General features: G+C 74.5%; 14 protein-coding genes and 5 pseudogenes. 9 read left to right on the top strand and 10 right to left on the bottom strand.

The genetic code is table 11. The features are described 5' to 3' along the window. Nucleotides 1–111 precede the first annotated feature (111 nt). The 7 genes and pseudogenes from FXF65_RS23230 to FXF65_RS23205 form a co-directional block, all read right to left on the bottom strand. Nucleotides 112–3,072, bottom strand: coding sequence for a helix-turn-helix transcriptional regulator (locus tag FXF65_RS23230; RefSeq protein ID WP_148352138.1), 2,961 nt, complete (start codon nucleotides 3,070–3,072; stop codon nucleotides 112–114). Nucleotides 3,073–3,460: 388 nt separating this feature from the next. Further along, nucleotides 3,461–3,871, bottom strand: coding sequence for an FGGY-family carbohydrate kinase (locus FXF65_RS46140; RefSeq protein WP_342787519.1), 411 nt, complete (start codon nucleotides 3,869–3,871; stop codon nucleotides 3,461–3,463). Nucleotides 3,872–3,971: 100 nt separating this feature from the next. Further along, a pseudogene (locus tag FXF65_RS46135) lies at nucleotides 3,972–4,565 on the bottom strand (FGGY family carbohydrate kinase); the annotation flags it as partial. Between the two features lie 50 nt (nucleotides 4,566–4,615). Further along, nucleotides 4,616–5,236, bottom strand: coding sequence for a LutC/YkgG family protein (locus FXF65_RS23220; protein ID WP_148352137.1), 621 nt, complete (start codon nucleotides 5,234–5,236; stop codon nucleotides 4,616–4,618). Further along, nucleotides 5,233–6,684, bottom strand: a complete 1,452-nt coding sequence (locus tag FXF65_RS23215) for a LutB/LldF family L-lactate oxidation iron-sulfur protein (RefSeq protein ID WP_222868734.1) — start codon at nucleotides 6,682–6,684, stop codon at nucleotides 5,233–5,235. The genes FXF65_RS23220 and FXF65_RS23215 overlap by 4 nt, the downstream gene beginning before the upstream one ends. 20 nt (nucleotides 6,685–6,704) lie before the next feature. After that, nucleotides 6,705–7,418: a (Fe-S)-binding protein gene (locus tag FXF65_RS23210; protein ID WP_148352136.1), complete on the bottom strand. Its 714-nt coding sequence runs from the start codon at nucleotides 7,416–7,418 to the stop codon at nucleotides 6,705–6,707. A 10-nt stretch (nucleotides 7,419–7,428) separates the two neighbouring features. After that, nucleotides 7,429–7,845, bottom strand: a pseudogene (locus FXF65_RS23205) (substrate-binding domain-containing protein); the annotation flags it as partial. On the opposite strand from FXF65_RS23205, the pseudogene FXF65_RS23200 reads away from it, so the two are divergent. The 4 genes and pseudogenes from FXF65_RS23200 to FXF65_RS45935 form a co-directional block, all read left to right on the top strand. Then, nucleotides 7,802–8,371, top strand: a pseudogene (locus tag FXF65_RS23200) (SDR family NAD(P)-dependent oxidoreductase); the annotation flags it as partial. The pseudogenes FXF65_RS23205 and FXF65_RS23200 sit on opposite strands and share 44 nt — an antisense overlap. A gap of 420 nt (nucleotides 8,372–8,791) precedes the next feature. Beyond that, nucleotides 8,792–9,922 (top strand): annotated as a pseudogene (locus tag FXF65_RS46405) (glycoside hydrolase family 78 protein); the annotation flags it as partial. A gap of 67 nt (nucleotides 9,923–9,989) precedes the next feature. Further along, nucleotides 9,990–10,715: pseudogene (locus FXF65_RS45940) on the top strand (alpha-L-rhamnosidase-related protein); the annotation flags it as partial. Next, the gene (locus FXF65_RS45935) at nucleotides 10,695–11,057 is read left to right on the top strand and encodes an alpha-L-rhamnosidase C-terminal domain-containing protein (protein ID WP_281288943.1); all 363 of its coding nucleotides are present in this window, start codon (nucleotides 10,695–10,697) and stop codon (nucleotides 11,055–11,057) included. The pseudogene FXF65_RS45940 and the gene FXF65_RS45935, both read left to right, overlap by 21 nt. Before the next feature lie 34 nt (nucleotides 11,058–11,091). Here FXF65_RS45935 and FXF65_RS23180 read toward each other — a convergent pair whose 3' ends face one another. Further along, complete coding sequence (locus tag FXF65_RS23180; protein ID WP_148352133.1) at nucleotides 11,092–12,000, bottom strand: acetamidase/formamidase family protein; 909 nt, start codon at nucleotides 11,998–12,000, stop codon at nucleotides 11,092–11,094. Between the two features lie 178 nt (nucleotides 12,001–12,178). On the opposite strand from FXF65_RS23180, the gene FXF65_RS23175 reads away from it, so the two are divergent. The 3 genes from FXF65_RS23175 to FXF65_RS23165 all read left to right on the top strand — a co-directional run bounded on the left by FXF65_RS23175 (nucleotide 12,179) and on the right by FXF65_RS23165 (nucleotide 14,235). Continuing rightward, nucleotides 12,179–12,970 (top strand): aldo/keto reductase, encoded by a 792-nt coding sequence (locus FXF65_RS23175; RefSeq protein ID WP_246199081.1) that lies wholly within the window; start codon nucleotides 12,179–12,181, stop codon nucleotides 12,968–12,970. Between the two features lie 52 nt (nucleotides 12,971–13,022). Continuing rightward, the gene (locus tag FXF65_RS23170) at nucleotides 13,023–13,241 is read left to right on the top strand and encodes a hypothetical protein (protein WP_148352131.1); all 219 of its coding nucleotides are present in this window, start codon (nucleotides 13,023–13,025) and stop codon (nucleotides 13,239–13,241) included. Nucleotides 13,242–13,308: 67 nt separating this feature from the next. Beyond that, on the top strand, nucleotides 13,309–14,235 hold the full coding sequence (locus FXF65_RS23165) for a ribokinase (RefSeq protein WP_148352130.1): 927 nt from the start codon (nucleotides 13,309–13,311) through the stop codon (nucleotides 14,233–14,235). On the opposite strand, the gene FXF65_RS23160 is transcribed toward FXF65_RS23165, so the two are convergent. After that, nucleotides 14,232–14,678 carry a PH domain-containing protein gene (locus tag FXF65_RS23160; protein ID WP_148352129.1) on the bottom strand — a complete coding sequence of 149 codons (447 nt, stop codon included), beginning with the start codon at nucleotides 14,676–14,678 and terminating at the stop codon, nucleotides 14,232–14,234. The genes FXF65_RS23165 and FXF65_RS23160 overlap by 4 nt on opposite strands. Before the next feature lie 64 nt (nucleotides 14,679–14,742). On the opposite strand from FXF65_RS23160, the gene FXF65_RS23155 reads away from it, so the two are divergent. After that, on the top strand, nucleotides 14,743–15,696 hold the full coding sequence (locus FXF65_RS23155) for a Ppx/GppA family phosphatase (RefSeq protein ID WP_148352128.1): 954 nt from the start codon (nucleotides 14,743–14,745) through the stop codon (nucleotides 15,694–15,696). 109 nt (nucleotides 15,697–15,805) lie between these two features. Next, nucleotides 15,806–17,974, top strand: coding sequence for an MMPL family transporter (locus FXF65_RS23150; protein WP_148352127.1), 2,169 nt, complete (start codon nucleotides 15,806–15,808; stop codon nucleotides 17,972–17,974). Here FXF65_RS23150 and FXF65_RS23145 read toward each other — a convergent pair. Continuing rightward, entirely contained in the window at nucleotides 17,971–20,121 is a 2,151-nt protein-coding gene (locus tag FXF65_RS23145) for a protein kinase domain-containing protein (protein WP_246199023.1), read from the bottom strand. The two genes, FXF65_RS23150 and FXF65_RS23145, sit on opposite strands and share 4 nt — an antisense overlap. Between the last annotated feature and the right edge of the window lie 28 nt (nucleotides 20,122–20,149).

Below are 20,149 nucleotides of genomic sequence, written 5' to 3'. Positions count from 1 at the left end.
AAACGCGGATATCAGCGCGGCATCGTGGAGAACCCGTACTTACGAGAACATCAGGACGGCACGTAAGTACGGGACCTACGTGAGATGAGAGTCGGAATCAGCCCAGGTGGTTCACGGTGTCCGGTTCATCGCCGTCGCGACGCCCACCCGGGACGTGACGCCGATCTTCGCGAACACCCGTGAGAGGTGGGTTTCGACGGTGCGGACGCTGAGGTAGAGCCGCTCGGCGATCTGCTGGTTGCTGCACCCTTCGGCGACGAGCTGAGCGATCTCGTGCTCGCGCGGGGACAGCCCGTACGGCGTCTCCTGCCGGATCGTTTTCGCACGTGAGCCGCCCGGTGGCGCGACGCGGACGCCGAGCCGGCGCTGCTCCCGGACGGTCTGGGCGAGCAGCCCGCGCATCCCGCAGGCCTCGAAGACCTCGGCGGCGGCGCGGACGCGTTCGCGTGCGGCGGTGCGGTCGCCGGTCGCGGCGTGCGCGAGCCCGGCGGCGAGTTCGGCGCGTCCGGCGTCCGGGCGGCGGCCGGTTTTGGCCAGCAGTTCGGCGGCCTCGGCGGCTGCCGCGGCGGACGCGGCCGGGTCGGCGGCGCGCAGCGCGTGCGCGTGGGCGAGCCGCGCGAGGCCGACGTCGCCGGGCAGGGCGGGGTTGGCGATGGCGTCGGCGATGCCGGCCCAGTAGGCGGCGTCGCGGCCGTCTGCGGGCGGGTCGTCCTCGGCGGCGCGGACCGACGCGAGGGTCTCGGCGCAGATGACCAGGGTGCCGAAGTCGAGCCCGAGGGTGCCGTCGCCGCACGCGGCGATCAGCGCCTCCGCGCCCTCCGCGGACCGGCCCGCGTTGATCATCGCCATGGCGCGGGCGACGTGGGCCATGTGGGTCCACCACTCGCCCGAGCCGGTGTCGTTGGCGACGGCCTCCTCGCCCGCGCGCAGCGCGCGGTCGTGGTCGCCGGTCCAGCTCGCGGTCAGGCACTGCTGGATCAGCCCGTAGGCCAGGACCTCCTGCGAGCGCAGCTCGCGGCCCACGGCGGCGGCCTCGTCGGCGACGGCGGCGGCCTCGGCCATCCGCCCCACCGAGGCCAGGATCCGGGACTGCCCGGCCAGCATGTAGCCGAGCGTGTAGGTCTGGCCGGTCTTGCGGGTGATCGACACCAGCCGCTCGGCGTGCCGCAGCGCGCTGTCGTACATGCCGAGGAACGACTCGGCGAAGATCAGCCACGCGAAGCTGTCGAGGCAGTCGGCGAAGTCGGTGTCGGCGGCGGCGGAGAACAGCTGGTCGGCCTTGGTCGCGTGGCCGATCGCCTCCTCCACCTCGCCGCGCCCGTAGGACACCATCGGGCGCATCGCCACGACCGCCGCCGTCAGACCCGGGCCCCAGCCGGGGGCGCTGTCGGGGATGGTGTCGAGGACGGCCTGCGAGCCCCGGGTGTCGATCCGCTGCATCCGGTCGTTGACCAGCCGGATGCGCAGCAGCACGGCTTCGGGGGTCTGGCGGTCGGTGATGCGGCGCAGCTCGTCCAGGACGAGGGCGCGGGCCTCGTGGATGCGGCCGACCTGGCGTTCGACGATGGCGCAGAGCACGACGGCGCGGGCGCGGCGGACGGTGTCGTCCAGCGGCAGCAGCCCGAGCAGCGTGCGGGCGGTCTCGCGGCCCGCCTCGGCGTGCCCAGAGACGGTCTGCACGTGCGCCAGTTCGAGAAGCAGCTCGACCCGGTCGGGATGCGAGCCGTTGGCGGCGGGGTCGGCGCCGTCGGGCATCAGGTCGAGCGCGGCCTCCAGCCAGTACGCGGCGGTGCCCGGCGCCTGGTAGGCGACGACCCGCGCCGCCTCCACCAGCGTGCGGATCGCCTCCCGGTCGCCGAACCGCGCAGACCGCACCACGTGGTGGGCGCGGACGGCCGCGGGCGCGCCCAGCTCGGCCAGCCGCGACGACACCCGCGAGTGCGCGGCGATCCGCCAGCCCGCCGCCGTGGAGGCGTAGGCGACGTGCCGCACCAGCGGATGTCGGAACCTGAACCGTCCGCCCGGCGCCGGACGTACCACGTCATGACCGGTCAGCACGTCCAGGGCGGTGAGCGCGGCGCCCTGCTCCATCTCGGCGGCGACGGCGGCGAGCGCGGGCTCGAACACGTCGGCGGCGACGGCGGCGCCGCGCGCCATCCGCAGCGCCTCGGCCGGGAGTGCGCTCAGTTCCACCTGCAGCGCGGCGCGCACGGCGGGCGGCAGCTCGGTCAGGTTCGCCACGCCCCGGCCCCAGCCCTGCCGGTCGGGGCCCGCGCCCGCGGGCATGCCCCCGTCGCCCATCTTCGACAGGGCCTCCAGGTAGAACGGGTTGCCGCCGCTGGCCTTGAACAGCGCCTCGCAGCGGGCCGGGGTCACCTCCGGGCCGAGGAACTCCTCCACCTCGCTCTGCGTGAGCGGGTCGACCGTCACCCGCACGCCCTGCGGCCCGGCCGCATCCACCAGCGCCGCCAGCCGCGGCGACGCCTGCGCGGGCCGGTAGGCCACCGAGATCAGCACGCGGGCGCGCGGCGGGTGCCGGACGAGGTGGTCCAGCAGCTCGATCGTCGCGTCGTCTGCCCAGTGCAGGTCGTCCAGGATCAACACGAGGCCGTGCGGGTCGGCCAGTTCCTCCAGCGCGTGCCGGACGGTCCGGTGCAACTGGTAGCGGGCCACCCCCGAGTCGGGCGACGCGGCGGCCGGGGGATGGTCGGTGAGGTCGGCGAGCGCGGGGAACACGGTGCCGAGCAGCCGCAGCGCGGCGGGCGACAACTCGGGCGTGTGCTCTTCGAGGTGGTCGTCCAGCGCGTCGACCACGGCGCCGAACGGCATCTCCTGCTCGAACTCGGCGGCCCGGCCCGCGACGTAGGTCAGCTTGCGCGCGGTCGCGGCGTCCGCCAGCTCGTTCAGCAGCCGCGTCTTGCCCGCGCCCGGCTCACCGACGACCGCGAGGAAGCCGTAGCCGTCCTCGGCGGCGTCCAGGACGCGGCCGATCTCCTCCAGCGCGTCCCGTCGCCCGACGAGCGGAGCGTTGCCGGGACGGGTCCCGGCGTCGCGGGCCGCACGACCCTCCATGTCCACACCCCAACAGTGACAGGCGGCCGATACGCCGTGATCATGCTTCTGTGTAGATGTTCATGAGACTTTTGGCGAAATTCACCCTATCGGGTCGAACGTCAATAGGGCGGGGGCAACACGCCCCGCGCCGTGCGTCACTCCGACGGGCGGTCTCTCCGGCACCGTGCTGACTCACCGTGTTGTTCCCTGTTATCAAGCGTCGTCGCACGCCCCATGTCAACCTCAAGAAGGTAAACCGTCCCCGAGCCGTAACATGCGTCCGCTGACCTGCGGACGCGCCTTCTCCCTCGCCAGCGCGGGGGCCGCCGGGCCCCGCCGCCGACCTCGGAGCGCGCCGATACGGCCACAGGTGGACACATGGCCGAGTGGTCGCCCCCGGTCCGCTTCACCGCGCCGGGGAGGCGAGGAGGGCGGCGGCCCCGTCCCAGCGGTCCGCGTCGCCGGACGGGACGAAGCGGCGCAGCGGCTGCGTCGCGGCGACCAGCGCCCGCGACTCCGCGAGGCCGCCCGCCGCGCCGTGCGCGCGGGCCTGGGCCAGCACGTTTCCGAGCGCGGTCGCCTCGACCGGCCCGGCCACGACGGGGAGGCCGCACGCGTCGGCGGTGAGCCGGCAGAGCAGGTCGTTGCGGCTGCCGCCGCCCACCAGGTGGACGACGTCGACGTCCCGTCCGGACAGCGCCGACGCCTGCCGGATCGCGGCGCGGTGCGCGAGGGCGAGGCTGTCCAGGACGCACCGGACGGTCGCGGCGCGTCCCTCCGGCGCGGGGAGGCCGCGGCGGCGGCAGTGCGCGGCGATGCGGGCGGGCGAACCGGTCGGTGGCGGCGGGGACGGCGGCGACCGCCGACGCCGTGTCGTGCGACCCGACGGCGACGACCGGCAGGCCGGGGCGGCCGGTCTCGGCGGCGACGTCCGGGCGCAGGACGCCGACCGGGGAGCCCGGCTCGCGCAGCGGCGGCAGGATCCCGGCGGGGAGGCCGAGGCGGGACAGGAGGTCGCTCGACCACGTGCCGGTGCGGACGTCGAGGAGCCCCGTCGTGGACGCGTTCGTCCGCTCGGCGCCGATCTCCCCGGTGAGCCAGTCCGCGATCAGGTCGGGGATGAGGAGAAGGGTGCGCGCTCGCGACAGGTCGTCCGCGGCGAGCTGGTAGATCGTGTTGAACGGGAGGAACTGCATGCCCGACGCCTGGTAGAGGAGGTCGTCGCCCACCTCCGCGCGGATCCGCTCCAGCACGCCGTCGGTGCGCGGGTCGCGGTAGTGGACGGGGTTGCCGAGCAGCGCGCCGTCCCCGTCCAGCAGCCCGTAGTCGACGGCCCACGAGTCGACGCCGACCGAGGCGAGGCCGGACGGCGCGGAGCGCAGCCCGTCCAGCACGTTCCCGTACAGGCCGAGGACGTCCCAGTACAGGGTGCCGTTCACCCGCACCGGACGGTTCGGGAAGCGGCGGACCTCCGCCAGCTCCAGCGTGCCGGGCCCGACGCGCGCCGTCATCACCCGCCCGCTGGACGCGCCGAGGTCGACGGCCGCGAAACTCGCCTCGCTCACGCGACGACCAGCACTTCGAGCGTGCGCGGGCCGTGCACGCCCTCCACCCGCGACAGTTCGATGTCGCTCGTCGCGGACGGCCCGGACACGAACGTCAGCGGCCGGACCGGGGCGAGCCGCGCCAGCGCGTCCGGCACGTCCGGGGCGATCTGCTCCGCCCGCACCACGATCAGGTGGTAGTCGGGGACGAGCGACAGCGCGCGCGGGCCCTGCGCGGCGCCGTGGTCCAGGACGATCGTCCCCGTCTCGGCGATCGCGACCGCGCAGCCGGTGACCGCGCCCGCGAGGCCGTCCAGAGCGGCGACCGAAGGGTCGCGGACGAGCGGCGCGCTCACCTCGGACACCCACTCCGGCGGCAGGTCGGACGGGACCCCGTACGAACCGGGCCGCGCGGCGAGCCGCTCCGCGACCGCCCCCGGCAAGCCGGACGGCGCGACGCGCAGCACGGTCGCGCGGTAGTCGGCGACCCGCTCCGCGAACAGGCCGATGACGTCGCCCTCGTGGTGCCGCCGCCGGTACGCGCGGTCGATCCGCTCGTAGGCCGCGGCGACCTCGGCGGCCGGACGTGTCGGCGTCACCCGCTCGATCCGGCGGAGGATCTCGTCGCGCGCGCTCACCGGGCCCTGCCTTTCTGGGAGGCGCCCCCTTGGTCCCCGGGGTGGCGGCCGCCGTCGGTTCGGGCCCACCAGGCGCGGAACGACTCGGGCGGCGGGGCGGGCGCGTCCCGCGTCTCGGTCCACGCGGACAGCGGGCCGGGCAGCCGCCGGATCCGTCCGCCGCGCGCCACCACGCGCCGCGACGCCGACGCCCCGCGCTGCGCGAGCGCGAGGCGGGTGGGGGAGCGCAGCGTCCATCCGGCCGCCGCCATCGCGACCCTTTCGAGGGGATGGCGCGGCCCCTTCTCCACCGCCCGCGCCCGCAGGTGGACGAGCACCTCCGGGATGTCGATCGCGACCGGGCAGGCGTCGAAGCACGCCCCGCACAGCGACGACGCGTACGGGAGGGAGGCGTCTACGTCCGACCCGATGCCCCTGATCTGCGGGGACAGGATCGCGCCGATCGGCCCCGGATACGGCGACCCGTAGGCGTGGCCGCCCGCGCGCCGGTAGACCGGGCACACGTTCAGGCACGCGGAGCAGCGGATGCAGCGCAGCGCCTGCCGCCCCACCTCGTCGGCCAGGGTGGCGGTCCTGCCGTTGTCCAGCAGGACGAGGTGGAAGTCGCGGGGGCCGTCGCCGGGGTGCACGCCCGTCCAGGCGGAGGTGTAGGGGTTCATCCGCTCAGCCGTGGACGAGCGCGGCAGCAGTTGCAGAAACACCTCGAGGTCGCGCCACGACGGGACGACCTTCTCCACGCCCATCACCGAGATGAGCGTCTCGGGGAGCGTGAGGCACATCCGGCCGTTGCCCTCCGACTCCAGGACGACGAGCGTCCCGGTGTCGGCGACGGCGAAGTTCACCCCCGACACCGCGACCTTCGCCGACAGGAACTTCGCGCGCAGATGCCGCCGCGCCGCCTCCGCGAGCGCGGCGGGGGAGTCGGTCAGTCCCTCCGGCACGTCGTCCATCGCGCGCAGGAAGATGTCGCGGATGTCGGACCGGTTGCGGTGGATCGCCGGGACGAGGATGTGCGACGGGCGGTCGTCCCCGAGCTGGACGATCAGCTCCGCCAGGTCGGTCTCGTGGGCGGTGATCCCCTCCCCGGCGAGGAACTCGTTCAGCCCGATCTCCTGCGTCGCCATCGACTTGACCTTGACGACCTCGGTCTCGCCGGTCGCCTTCACCAGGCCCGCGACGATCCGGTTCGCCTCGGCGGCGTCGCGCGCCCAGTGCACCCTTCCACCCGCGTCCGTGACCTTCTCCTCCAGGACGCGCAGGTAGTGGCCGAGGTTCTCCAGGACGTGGTCCTTGATCTGTTTGCCCGCCTCGCGGAGCGCGGGCCAGTCGTCCAGCTCGGCGACCGCGTCCGCGCGCCGCGCCCGGATCGTGGTGGTCGCGTGCGCCAGGTTGGCGCGCAGCCGCGGGTCGGCCACCGCGCGGCGCGCCGCGTCCGGGAACGACGGCATCCCGACGTAGGTCGGCATCGTCACAGCGGGTCCTCCTCCGTCGACGCGAGGATCTCGGCCAGGTGGACGGTGCGGACACCGGCGCGTGTGCGGGTGAGCGCGCCGCCGATGTGCATCAGGCACGAGTTGTCGGCCGCGCACAGCGCCTCGGCCCGCGTCTCCCGGACGGCGGTGACCTTGTCCGCGCACATCGCCGCCGAGACCTCGGGGTTCTTCAGCGCGAACGTCCCGCCGAACCCGCAGCACTCGGCCGCGTCCGGCAGCTCGGCCAGGTCGATGCCGCGGACCTCGCGCAGCAGCCGCAGCGGACGGTCCCCGACCCGCAGCATCCGCAGCGAGTGGCACGTCGGGTGGTAGGTGACGCGGTGCGGGAAGTACGCGCCGACGTCGGTGACGCCGAGCACGTCCACCAGGAACTCCGACAGTTCGTACACGCGGGAGGCGACCCCGGCGGCGCGCGGCGCGAGGCGCGGATGCCAGTCGCGGACCATCGCCCCGCACGACGCGGACGGCGTCACGACCGCGTCATAGGGCCCGAACGTCTCCGCGAACCCCTTCACCAGGGGCAGGGCCTGCCGCCGGTAGCCGGTGTTGAGGTGCATCTGCCCGCAGCACGTCTGCCCGGACGGGAACTCCACGTCGTGGCCGAGCCGCCGCAGCAGCCGGACGACCGCCTTCCCCGTCCCCGGATAGAGGGTGTCGTTCACGCAGGTCAGGAACAACGCGACTCTCACGGCGCCACCCTCACGACGCGCCTCCCGCCTCGGACCGGCTCGACTCGCGGACGATCAGCTCGGGCTGGAACATCACCTGCTGGTGGGCGTGCCCCGCCGGGTCGTCGCACTCCTCCAGCAGGAGTTCGGTCGCGATCCGGCCGAGCTGGTAGGTGGGCTGCCGCACCGAGCTCAGCGGGACGGCGGCCGCCGCCGAGAACTCGATGTCGTCGTACCCGATCAGCGCGATGTCAGCCGGGACGCGGATCCCGGCCTGCAGCAGCACCCGCAGGACGCCGAGCGCGAGCAGGTCGTTCGCGCAGAAGACCGCGTCCGGCAGCGGCGGCCCGGCGTCCAGCAGCCGCCGCGCCGCCGAGGGCGCGTGCGTCGTCGTCGCCGACCGGGACGCCGGGGCCGCGCAGAAGGTCGCGGCGGTGATCGGCGCGTCCGCCGCGCGGCCCGCCGACGCGGCCGTGGCCGCCGCCGCCGACGTGACGTCCGAGGACGAGGTCGCCGCCGCCGTCCGGGCCGCCGTCCTCGCGTTCGGCGGCGTCGACCTCGTCGTCAACAACGCCGGGCTGTCGATCTCCCGGCCGCTGCTGGAGACCAGCGCGCGGGACTGGGACGTCCAGCACGACGTCATGGCGCGCGGCTCGTTCCTCGTCTCCCGCGAGACCGCCCGCGTCATGGTCGAGCAGGCGACGGGCGGCGACATCGTCTACATCGCGTCGAAGAACGGCGTCTTCGCGGGGCCGAACAACATCGCCTACGGCGCGGCCAAGGCAGACCAGGCGCACCAGGTGCGGCTGCTGGCCGCCGAGCCGGGCGAGCACGGGATCCGCGTCAACGGCGTCAACCCGGACGGCGTCGTGCGCGGCTCCGGGATCTTCGCGCTCACCGGCGGGGACCTGACCCGCACGACCGGCCTGCACGTCCCCGTCGACGCGGGCGTCGCCGCCGCGTTCCTGCGCTGACCGCGTTGGAGGGAGGCCGGTCGCCGCGGGAAGACCGGTCGGCGGCCCGGACCGCGAGGCCGCGGCGCTCACATCGCCGCGTCCGCACCGTCCCCACCCGGGCCGCCGGCCGTCCCTGAAGGGCCCGCTCGACCAAAAGGAACCCGACCCGACAACGAAGGGCCGGGTCCAGAAGTTTCCCCGATTCGACGATCTCGTCCACGTGAACCCCTGACGGACGGCCCCGCTCCCGTCCCCGCACCGCTCCCACCTCCCGACCTTCGTGCCAACCAGCGCTGAGGAGCACGTTCATGAGCGAGTTGTCCAGGAGAAGGTTCGTCCAGGCGGGCGGGGTCGCCGCCGCGGCGGTCACGGCGGGCGGCGTGGTCGCCGCGCCCGCGTCCGCCGCTCCCGGCGGCCCGGACGCCGCGTCCGGTCGACCTGCGCGTCGACCACCTGCGGTCGCCGCTCGGCATCGACGCGGCGCGGCCGACGCTGAGTTGGCGGTTCGCCGCCGGACCGCGGAACGCGCTGCAGACCGCGTACCAGGTGCGGGTGGCGAGCGCGGACGACCGGCTCGCCCGTCCCGACCTGTGGGACTCGGGCAAGGTCGCGGGCGGCGCCGTGTCCGCCGGCTACGCCGGAGGGGCACTGCGGTCGCGCGAGCGGGCGTCCTGGCAGGTGAGGGTGTGGGACGGGCAGGGCCGCGCGTCCGCGTGGAGCGAGCCGTCCCACTTCGAGATGGGCCTGCTGGCCGCCGCGGACTGGACGGCCCGCTGGGTCGGCCATCCGGCGTGGTCGGGCGAGCCGCGGCCGCGGTCCGCGACGGTCGCGTTCCCGGCCCGGACGGCGCGGTACGTACGGCTGAACGTGACCCGGCTCGGCCTGCCGATCAAGGAGGGCTGGCCGTACGAGGTGTCGCGGCTCCAGCTCGCCGAGGTGGAGGTCCGGGACGGCGCGTCCGGCGCGAACGTGGCCCTCAAGGCCGCGGTGGTCGCGTCAGAGAGCTACACCGTCGGCGGCCAGTGGGAGCCGAAGGCCGTCAGGGACAGCTCGCTGACCAGCGACGACGCCCCGTTCGGCTACACGAGCATGGAGCGCCGGGACCAGGATCTCGCGAGCCCGATCTGGCTCAGGATCGACCTGGGGGAGGAGCGGCGGTTCGACCGCGTGGTGCTGTATCCGCGCACCGACGCCATGACCGCCGACGAGAGGACGCCGAACTTTTCCGAGGACTTCACCGTCGAGACGTCCAACGACGGCACGGCCTTCGACACGGCCGCCGCGGTCAGGGGGCAGGAGGCGCCGCCGCCGCTGCACCGCCTCCCCGAGGCGCTGCCCGTCTTCGAGCGCGGCTTCAAGCTGGGGAAGCGGGTGCGGGCGGCCCGCCTCTACGCGACCGCGCTCGGCGTCCTGGACGTCACCGTGAACGGGCGCCCCGTCAGCGACGCCGTCCTGGAACCGCCGTACAGCACGTACAAGAAGCGGCTCGTCTACTCCACCTACGATGTCACCGAGCTGCTGCGCCGCGGCGGCAACACGGTGCGGGTCGAGCTGGGCATGGGGATGGCGCACGTCCCGCCGACCCCCGGACGCTACGAGAAGCTGACCCGCTCGGACGGCAAGCCCGCCTGGGCTCGTCCCCGACATCGCGCCCGAGTTCACCGTCTTCGGCGGCGGCTTCAGGGACGACCCGAACTGGGGCAACGTCATCGTGTTCGCGCCCTGGCAGATGTACCGCGCCTACGGCGACACCGCGACGCTGCGCGCCTACTACCCGAACATGGTCCGCTACGTGGACCACCTGTCGCGCAAGGCGAGCGGGCACCTGCTCGACTACGGCCTCGGCGACTGGATCGCGTTCGACACCAGCACACCGACCGGCATCACCGCGACCTTCGGCTACCACCGGGCGGTCTCCGCGCTCGCCCGCATCGCGAAGGTCGTCGGCCAGGACGCGGACGCCGCGAAGTACGAGGCGCTCGCCAAGGACATCGGCGAGGCGTTCAACGTCAAGTACGCCACCGGCGACACCTACGGGTCGGGCAGCCAGGCGTGCGACGCGTTCGCGCTGGACATGGGCGTCGTCCCGGCGGCGAAGCGGGACGCCGTCCTCGGCCACCTCGTCGACTCGATCAAGGCGAAGGGCTACCACCTCACCGTCGGCGAGATCGCGCTGCCGTCGGTGTTCCACGTGCTGTCCGCGGCGGGACGCGACGACGTCGTGCACGCCTTCGCCACGCAGACCGGCAACCCCAGCTACGGGTACCAGGTCGTCCACGGCGCGACGTCGCTGACCGAGAACTGGGACGGGCCCACGTCCGGCCTCTCGCAGAACCACTTCATGCTCGGCGCGATCGACGAGTGGTTCCACGCCGGGCTCGCGGGCCTCGGGCAGACCGACGACTCGATCGGGTTCGGGACGCTGCTCGTCCGGCCCGCCGTCGTCGGCGACGTCACCCGCGCCGCCGCGACCTACGAGACGCCGCGCGGCCGGGCCGCGTCCTCGTGGCGGCGCACCGGCCGGAGGCTGAGGCTGGACGTGACCGTCCCGCCCGGCGCGAAGGCCCGCGTGGAGTTCCCGCTCCTCGGCGGGAACTCCAGGCCGGGCGCGCCCGCGGACGCCCGCCTGCTCGGCGTCCAGGACGGCCGCGCCCTCTTCGAGATCGGCTCCGGCGACTGGAGGTTCGAGAACACCGCGTCCTGACGGGGCGGGCCCGGGTCACCACGCGGCTCGTCCGTCATGAGAGGTGGGACAGGGCGAGATGGGCGGAGACGATCCAGTTCGGGACGTCCACGACCTCGGAGATCTTCAGGTCGGCGGCGACGCTGGCGAGCAGGTAGGCGTCCGCGGGCGCGATCCCGGTGCGGACGGCGACCTCGGTCACGAGGGCGCGCGTCGCGTCCTTCGCCGCCTCCATCAGGTCGGGGCCGATGCCGGTGGTGGCGAGCGCCGCGCCGGTGCGCTGGGCGGCCGCGGCCGTCTCGATGATCGGCGTGACCGGGGCGCCGCCGCGCCGGACGTCCACCCGGAGCCGGACGGTCGCCTCGGTCTCGATGCCGGTGCCGCACACCTCGCCGTCGCCCATCGCGGCGTGCGCGTCGCCGAGGGAGAGGAGCGCGCCGTCCACGCCGACCGGCAGGATGAGCCGCGCGCCGGGCCCGATGTGCCGGACGTCCATGTTCCCGCCCCAGCGCCGCGGCGGGACGATCGAGTGCTCGCCCGGCTCGGGGGGCGCCACCCCGATCGTCCCGATCATCGGCAGCACCGGCACGGCGAGCCCGGGCAGCAGCTCCGCCGTCCCGCCGGAGATCTTTGAGATCCGCAGGTGCGGCTCGGGGAAGTCGTCGGCGAGCAGCCCGAAGCCGGGGATGCTGGCCGTCCAGCCCCACTCGCCGGTCTCCATGCCGAGGACGTCGATGACGAGCGCGTCGCCGGGCTCGGCGCCGTCCACCAGGAACGGGCCGGTCACCGGGTTGACGCGGCCGAAGTCGAGGGCGGCGACCGCGGCCGTGCCGGAGTCCGGGCCGAGCTGCCCGCCGCTCGCGTCGGCGGTCTCCACGGTGAGCTCGTCGCCGGGCGCGATGGTCGCGATGGGCGGGATCGCGTTGTCCCAGGTGTTGTGCACACTGGTGCGGCGGATGTGCATCGCTCCTCCAACGGGGGTCGGGAATCCGAGACGAGCCTATGATCAACGCCGCCTCCGCGGCGCCCCGCGCCGCCCGTGATGTTCCGGCGGCGGTTTCCCGGGCACGATCGCCCGAATGGAGCGACCGGAAGGGGGACACGTGAGCGTACCGAACGTTGATCTCATCGACGGGACCGCGATGCCGCAGCTCGGCTTCGGGGTCTTCCAGGCGTCGGACGCGGAGGCGGAGCGGGCGGTGCGGACCGCGCTGGAGCAGGGGTACCGCAGCGTCGACACCGCGTCCGCCTACGGCAACGAGGAGGGCGTCGGACGCGCCCTGCGAGCCTCCGGCGTCCCGCGCGAGGACCTGTTCATCACGACCAAGCTGTGGAACGACGAGCAGGGCCGCGACAACGCGCTGCGGGCGTGCGACGCGAGCCTGTCCCGCCTCGGCCTGGACTACCTGGACCTGTACCTGATCCACTGGCCGATGCCGAGCCGCGGCACCTACCTCGACACGTGGCGGGCGCTCGAAGAGCTCAAGCGGGACGGCCGCGTCCGCGCGATCGGCGTCTCCAACTTCACCGTGGAGACGCTGGGCCGGATCATCGAGGAGGCGGACGCCGTCCCGGCCGTCAACCAGATCGAGCTGCACCCCTACTTCCAGCAGGACGGCCTGCGCGCCTTCCACGGGGACCACGGCATCCGCACCGAGGCGTGGGCGCCGCTCGGCCAGGGCCACGGGCTGCTGGACGACCCGGCGCTCGCCGGCATCGGCCGCAAGCACGGCCGCACCCCGGCGCAGGTCGTGCTGCGGTGGCACCTCCAGATCGGGAACGTCGTCATCCCGAAGTCGGTGACGCCGTCCAGGATCGCCGAGAACATCGACGTGTTCGGCTTCGAGCTGTCCCCGGACGACATGAAGACGATCGGGGAGCTCGACCAGAACACCCGCTTCGGCCCCGACCCGGCGACCTTCGAGACGGCCTGACCGCGGACCCCGCCTCCATGCACGGAGAGTAACTGAGCGTAACGTTCCGTGCGTGGGGGATGATCAAGAGAGCTGGAGCGGGCCGGACGGCCTGCGCGTCACGGCCGTGCGCCTCAGCGGGGCGCACCGAGTGTGGGCCGAGTACGCCGGGGTGCGCGGCGAGAGCGCCTTCCTGGTGACGCGGAACGGGGCGTTCGTCGGCCGCGGCTACTACCTCTCCGTGGCCGACCTGTCCGACGTGGTCGACCTGGCCGAGCTGCGCGCCCGCTGACCGGGCATACGGCGGGGCTTGCGACGAGGCTTGCGCGGACGGCCCGCCGCATGTAGTCGGTTGAAGCGTGCAGACCTGCAGCGGACGGCCGGACGGCCACGACGTGGTCGTCGTCGGATCGGTCAACGCCGACCTGGTGGTCGGCGTCGAGCGGCGGCCAGGGCCGGGGGAGACCGTCCTCGGCGCGGACCTCGCCACGCATCCCGGCGGGAAGGGCGCCAACCAGGCGGTCGCGGCGGCCCGGCTCGGCGCCCGCGCCGCGCTCGTCGGGCGCGTCGGCGACGACGGCCACGGCCGGCTGCTCCGCGCCGCCCTCGGCGCCGCCGGCGTCGACCTCGCCCACCTCGCCACCACGCCCGGCGCGCCGACCGGCGTCGCCCTCATCACCGTCGGGCCGGACGGCGACAACAGCATCATCGTCTCGCCCGGCGCGAACGCCCGCGTCGGCCCGGCCGACGTCGCCGCCGCCCGCGCCGCGATCGCCGCCGCGTCCGTGGTGTCGTGCCAGCTCGAGGTGCCGCTGCCCGCCGTGGCGGCCGCGGCCCGGATCGGCGCGGAGGAGGGGACGCGGGTCGTGCTGAACCTGTCGCCGCCCGCGCCCGTCCCGGACGACCTGCTCGCCCGCTGCGACCCGCTCGTCGTCAACGAGCACGAGGCCGCGTTCCTGCTGGGCCGGGACGGCCCGGGCGACCCGGCGGCCATGGCCGAGGCCCTCCGGCGGCGCGGCCCCCGCTCGGTCGTCGTCACGCTCGGCGCGGACGGGGCCCTCGTCGCCGCCGGGCCGGAGCCGGTGCGGGTGCCGTCGCCGCGGGTGGCGGCCGTGGACACCACGGGCGCGGGCGACGCCTTCACCGCCGCGCTCTGCCTGCGCCTCGCCCGCGGCGACGCGCTCCCGGACGCCGCCCGCTACGCGGCCCGCGCGGGCGCCGCCGCCGTCCGCGCGCCGGGCGCGCAGGGCTCGTTCTCCGCGCCGGGCGACCTGCCCGGCCCCTAGCCGCGGGTGCGGGAGCGGATCCGGTACAGCTCGTCGGCCACGTCGTGGACGTCCTCGCCCAGGTCGAACGCGCTGAGCAGGTGCAGGTCGTCGGTCGTCTCGATCTCCAGCATCCGGGTGTGCAGCAGGAGGCGGCGGCGCTCGTCCACCCGGATGACCGACACCTCGTCCCAGGGGACGCGGCGGCGCCCCGCGTAGCCGGTCACGACCGTGAGGCCGGCGCCGTCGGCGGCGAGCCGCACCGGCGCGACCAGGTCGCGCAGCGCGAGCGCGTTCAGCCCGACCGCCGCGGCGATCGCGAGGAACATGAACTGCGGGTCGTGGCTGTACAGGACGACGAGCGCCGTCACGGCAGCGGCCCCGGCGCACTTCACCGCGACCTGGCCCGGCGGCACCCGCCAGCGCCGCCCCCGCTCCGCGTCCATGCCCTGCTCTCCCCTCATGCCCGACACCGTAGCCGCAGCGGTGACTGCCCAGGCCGGTGGTACGTCCGATAGCGTCATATATATGCGACTCGGCGTTCTGGACGTGGGATCGAACACCGTTCACCTTCTGGTCGTGGACGCCCACGAGGGGGCCAGGCCGCTTCCCGCGTTCTCCCACAAGGCCGACATGCGGCTCGCCGCCCATCTGGAGGACGGCGACCGGCTGTCGGAGGAGGGCGAGGGGCTGCTCCGCGACTTCGTCGACGACGCGCTCCAGATCGCCGAGGACAAGGGCGTCGAGGACCTCGTCGCGTTCGCCACGTCCGCCGTCCGGGACGCCGCCAACGGCGAGGCGATCCTGGCCCGGATCCGCAGCGACAAGGCGATCGACATCCGCGCGCTGTCCGGCGAGGAGGAGGCGCGGCTGACGTTCCTCGCGGTGCGGCGCTGGTTCGGCTGGTCGTCCGGGCGGCTGCTCGTGGTGGACATCGGCGGCGGCTCGCTGGAGATCGCGTCCGGGCTGGACGAGGAGCCGGACGCGGCGTTCTCGCTGCCGCTCGGCGCGGGCCGCCTCACCCGCGACTGGTTCAGCGCCGACCCGCCGCCGCCGGACGAGGTCCGCCGGCTGCGCCGGCACGTCCGGGCGGAGATCGCCCGCCGGGTCGGGGACGTCGCCCGCTACGGGCCGCCCGACCACGCGGTCGCCACGTCCAAGACGTTCAAGCAGCTCGCCCGCATCGGCGGCGCGGCGCCCACGACGGATGGACCGTACCAACGGCGGATCCTGGCGAGCGACGCGCTGACCGAGTGGGCCGACAAGCTCGCCGCGATGCCGTCCGCCGGACGGGCCGAGCTGCCCGGCGTGTCGGAGCGGCGCGCCCCCCAGCTGCTCGCGGGCGCGATCGTCGCGGACGCCGCCATGGACCTGTTCGAGCTGACCGAGCTGGAAGTGTGCCCCTGGGCGCTGCGCGAGGGCGTCATCCTGCGCCGCCTCGACATGATCACCGACCGGCGGGCGCCGGACTTCGCTCGATGACAACTGTCACGCACTGACCAGATCTGGCCCGCAAGACGCGATATGTCTTGCCGAGCCGGATTCGGCGGCGTAAAAGCGAACATCGGGCGGTCTCATCACTGGGGGTCTGATGTCGCGCGCGTACAGATTCGCGTCCCTGCCCTGCGGACGCTGGGGCAAATGGATCGTGCTGGTGCTGTGGATCGTCATCCTCGGCATCTCCATGCCGCTCGCCGGGAAGCTCACCGGCGCGCAGACCAACGAGGCGTCGGCGTGGCTGCCGAAGGACGCCGAGTCGACCCGGGTCGTCGACGCGTCCGAGCGGTTCGTGCCGTCCGACACGTTCCCGGCCGTGGTCGTCTACCACCGGAACGGCGGCGCGCTCACCGCCGCCGACCGGGCCAAGGCCGCCGCCGACGTGCCGCGACTCCAGGCCGTCATGGGCGACCCGAAGGGCTCGGCGCCGCCGCGGAAGCTCGCCGTCAGCGTGCAGGGGCCGATCCCGGCGAAGGACGGCACCGCGCTGGAGACGATCGTCAACATCCGCGTGGGCAACGACGGCTGGGACCTGCTCGGACCCGCCGTCGACGACTACCGCGACATCGTCCAGAAGGGCGCTCCGGGCCTGGACGCGCACGTCACCGGGCCCGCCGGGTACGGCGGCGACTTCAGCAACGTGTTCTCCGGGTTCGACGCGACGCTGCTGTACGTCACCGCCGCCATCGTCATCGGGATCCTGCTGCTCACCTACCGCAGCCCGATCCTGTGGCTCGCGCCGCTGCTCTGCGTCGGGTTCGCGCTGATGGCGGCCGAGGCGGTGATCTACCTGCTGGCCGAGCACGCCGGGCTGACCGTGAACGGGCAGGCCGCCTTCATCCTCACGGTGCTCGTGTTCGGCGCGGGCACCGACTACGCGCTGCTGCTCATCGCCCGGTACCGGGAGGAACTGCGGCGGCACGAGGACCGGCACGAGGCGATGGCGGTCGCGCTGCACCGCGCGGGCCCCGCGATCGTCGCCAGCGGCTCGACGGTGGCGCTGAGCATGCTGTGCCTGCTCGTCGCCACCCTCAACTCGACCAAGAGCATGGGCCCGGTCATGGCCATCGGCGTCGCGGTCGCGCTGCTCGCGATGGTGACGCTGCTGCCCGCGCTGCTGGTGATCTGCGGCCGCTGGGTGTTCTGGCCGCGCCGCCCGAGGTTCGGGACGGACGAGCCGACCGAGCGCGGCGTGTGGGCGCGGGTCGGCGGCGTCGTCGCCGTGCGCCCCCGGGTGACCTGGCTGGTCACGGCCGTGGTGCTCGGCGCGCTCGCCGCCGGGCTGTTCGGCCTGAAGACCGGTTCGCTGCCCAACAAGGACGCGTTCAGCACCGGCAAGCCCGACTCGGTCACCGGCGAGGAGGTGCTCGGGAAGCACTTCCCGGCGGGCAGCGGGTCGCCCGTCCAGGTCGTCGCGAAGGCGGGGACGCAGGACGCCGTCGCCGCCGCGCTCGCCCGCGTCCCGGACATCTCCGACGTCAAGCTCGCCGGGCGGAACCCGGGGCAGCCGTCCGGCGGGCTCGTCTACCTGGAGGGGACGCTCACCGCGCCGCCCGACAGCGCCCGCGGGTTCACCGCCGTCCAGCGGGCCCGCGACGCCGTGCACGCCGTCCCCGGCGCGGACGCGGAGGTCGGCGGCGGGACGGCGGTCACGCTCGACATCAACCACGCGTCCCACCGCGACCAGAACGTCGTGATCCCGATCGTGCTGGTCGTCGTGCTCGTCATCCTCGCGCTGCTGCTGCGCGCCGTCGTCGCGCCGGTGCTCCTCGTCGCGACCGTCGTGCTGTCGTACGCGGCGGCGCTCGGCGTCAGCGCGCTGATGTTCCACCACGTGTTCGGGTTCGCGGCGGCCGACCCGTCGTTCCCGCTGTGGTCGTTCGTGTTCCTCGTGGCGCTCGGCACCGACTACAACATCTTCCTCATGACCCGCGTGCACGAGGAGTCGAAGCGCGTCGGGATGCGGCGCGGCGCGCTGGTCGGGCTCGCCGCGACCGGCGGGGTGATCACCTCGGCGGGCGCGGTGCTCGCCGGGACGTTCGCCGCGCTCGGCTCGCTGCCGCTCGTGTTCGTCGCCGAACTCGGCTTCACGGTCGCGTTCGGGGTGCTGCTGGACACGTTCGTCGTCCGGTCGGTGCTGGTCACCGCCCTGAACCTGGACGTCGGACGGCACATGTGGTGGCCGAGCGCGCTGAGCCGCGCCGAGCCCGCGCCCGCCGCCGCCGCGCCGGAGGCGCCCGAGCCGGCGGGCAGCCGCGACTAGCCCCAGCTCGGGTGCCCGAACGTGCTGCCGGTCGGGGTGACGACCTGGTCGCCGGTGCCGTCCGCGCGGACCGCGCGGACCACCGGCGACCCGACCGCGCCGCGCACGTAGCAGATCCAGCGGCCGTCGGCGGACCACCCCGGGTCCATGTCGTCACCGCCGCTGGTCACGCGCACGGGCGCATACCCCCCGTCGGAGTCCACCGTCCAGATCTCGCTGCCGTCGGGGCCGCCCCGCGTGTAGGCGACCCTGCGCCCGCCGGGCGACCACTCCGGGTCGACCGAGCGGACGCCGTCCTTGGTCAGCCTCTTCCAGGTGCCGGGATCGCCCGGGTCGAGGCTGTAGATCTGCTCGGGGCCGTTCCGCTTGCTCCAGAACACGATCCGCTTCGAGGGCGCCCACATCGGGTCGTCCTTGTCCGAGCCGTCGTCGGTGAGCTGCTCGACCCCGCTCCCGTCCAGGGTGACCGTGAAGATCTGCCGGACGCCGTCCTTGCGGCCCATGTAGGCGAGGCGCGTGCCGTTCGGCGACCAGGCGACCCGTCCGCCCGCGATGTCGGTGACCTTCCTGGCGCCGGTTCCGTCGGCGTTCATCACCCATGCCTCGTTCCTCCCGTCCTCCAGCCGCCGCGTGAACGCGATGCGGCGGTGGTCGGGGGACGGCTCGGGCAGGATGGCGCACGGCTGCCCGCGGTAGAGGGTCGTCAGCTTCCGGTCCGCCAGCTCGTACCGGCCGATGTCGGCGTGGCACGACTTCGGCCAGCCGGACGCGGTGTCGACCCGGACGAGCATCGACCCCGCCGGGAACCCCGCCACCGCGCCGCCGCCGGTGTTGGCGCGGTTCTGCGGCTCGGACGCGTGGTCGAGGTAGTAGTAGACACCCGCCGCGACGAGCGCGGCGACGAGGAGGCCCGCCGCCGACGACAGGATGAGCGTCTTTCGGCGGGACGGCCCGTCCGGCGCCATGGTCGGCGCCTGCCCGATCTGCTCGCGCTGCCACTCCGCCGCCATCTGGGTGACCGGGCCGGGCGCGGGCGGAGCGGGCGCGGGCATCGGCATGGGGGCGGGCGCGGTCACGTCGCGGTGCGTGACGCTCGGATCCCCGCCGGGCGGCACCGTCGGCGTCTCGACGGGCGGCGCGACGGGCGGTGCGGTGGATGGCGTGACGGGCGGCGCGACCGGAGGTACGACGGGGGCGGCGACGCGGGTCTCGGCGGGCGGGGACGTCCACATCTCGCCGAGCTCGGAGGTGACCGCCGCCTCCCCGGCCCCGCCGACCAGGGAGAGCAGCAGGTCGCGGGCGCTCGGCCGCTGCAGCGGGTCCTTGCGCAGCGCCGCCTGGACGATCCCCGCCAGCGAGGGCGGCAGGTCCCCGATCTCGGGCTCGGCGTGCACCGCCCGCGCCGCCATGACCTGGAACGAGCCCTGCCCGAACGGGTTGCGGCCGCTCGCCGCGTACGCCACGAGGCAGCCCCAGGCGAACACGTCCACGGCCGGGGTGACCTGCTGCGTCATGATCTGCTCGGGCGCGATCCAGCCGGGGGTGCCGACGACCACGCCGGTCCGGGTGTGCGCGGACGCCATGTCCAGCGCGCGGGCGATGCCGAAGTCGATCACGCGGGGCCCGGAGATGGACAGCAGCACGTTGCTCGGCTTCAGGTCGCGGTGCACCAGGCCCGCGCTGTGGATCGCGACGAGCGCGGCCGCCACTCCCACCGCGACGCCGTGCAGCATCCCCGGCGACAGCGCGCCGTTCTCGCCGACGTGGTCGAGCAGGGACGGCCCGTCGATGTACTCGGTGACCATGTAGGCGAGGCCCTGGTCCTCGCCGTGCTCCAGCACCTGCGCCGTGCAGAACGACGCGACGCGCTGCGCGTTGGCCGCCTCGTCGTGGAACCGGGCGAGGAACGTCTGGTCGCCCGCGAGCACGGACCGCACGACCTTCACCGCGACGGCCCGGCCGTCCGGGTCGCGGCCGAGGTACACCGCGCCCATCCCGCCCTCGCCGACCTTGGCCTCGATCCGGTACCGGCCGATCCGCGTGGGCTCGTCCGGGCGCAGTTCGCTCAGCGAGGCTCGCGGCCCGTCCATGGAGTTCACCTCTCCGCCCGCGAGCCGCGTCTTGGCGGCCGCCCACACGAGCGGCACGCGGCCCCGTTTCGTCCCCCATACGATG

Origin of the sequence: Actinomadura syzygii, assembly GCF_008085905.1 — a bacterium.
Taxonomy (GTDB): Bacteria; Actinomycetota; Actinomycetes; order Streptosporangiales; family Streptosporangiaceae; genus Spirillospora; species Spirillospora syzygii.
Note: the sequence above shows the minus strand (reverse complement) of the source record. Positions and strands in the feature narration are given on the sequence as shown.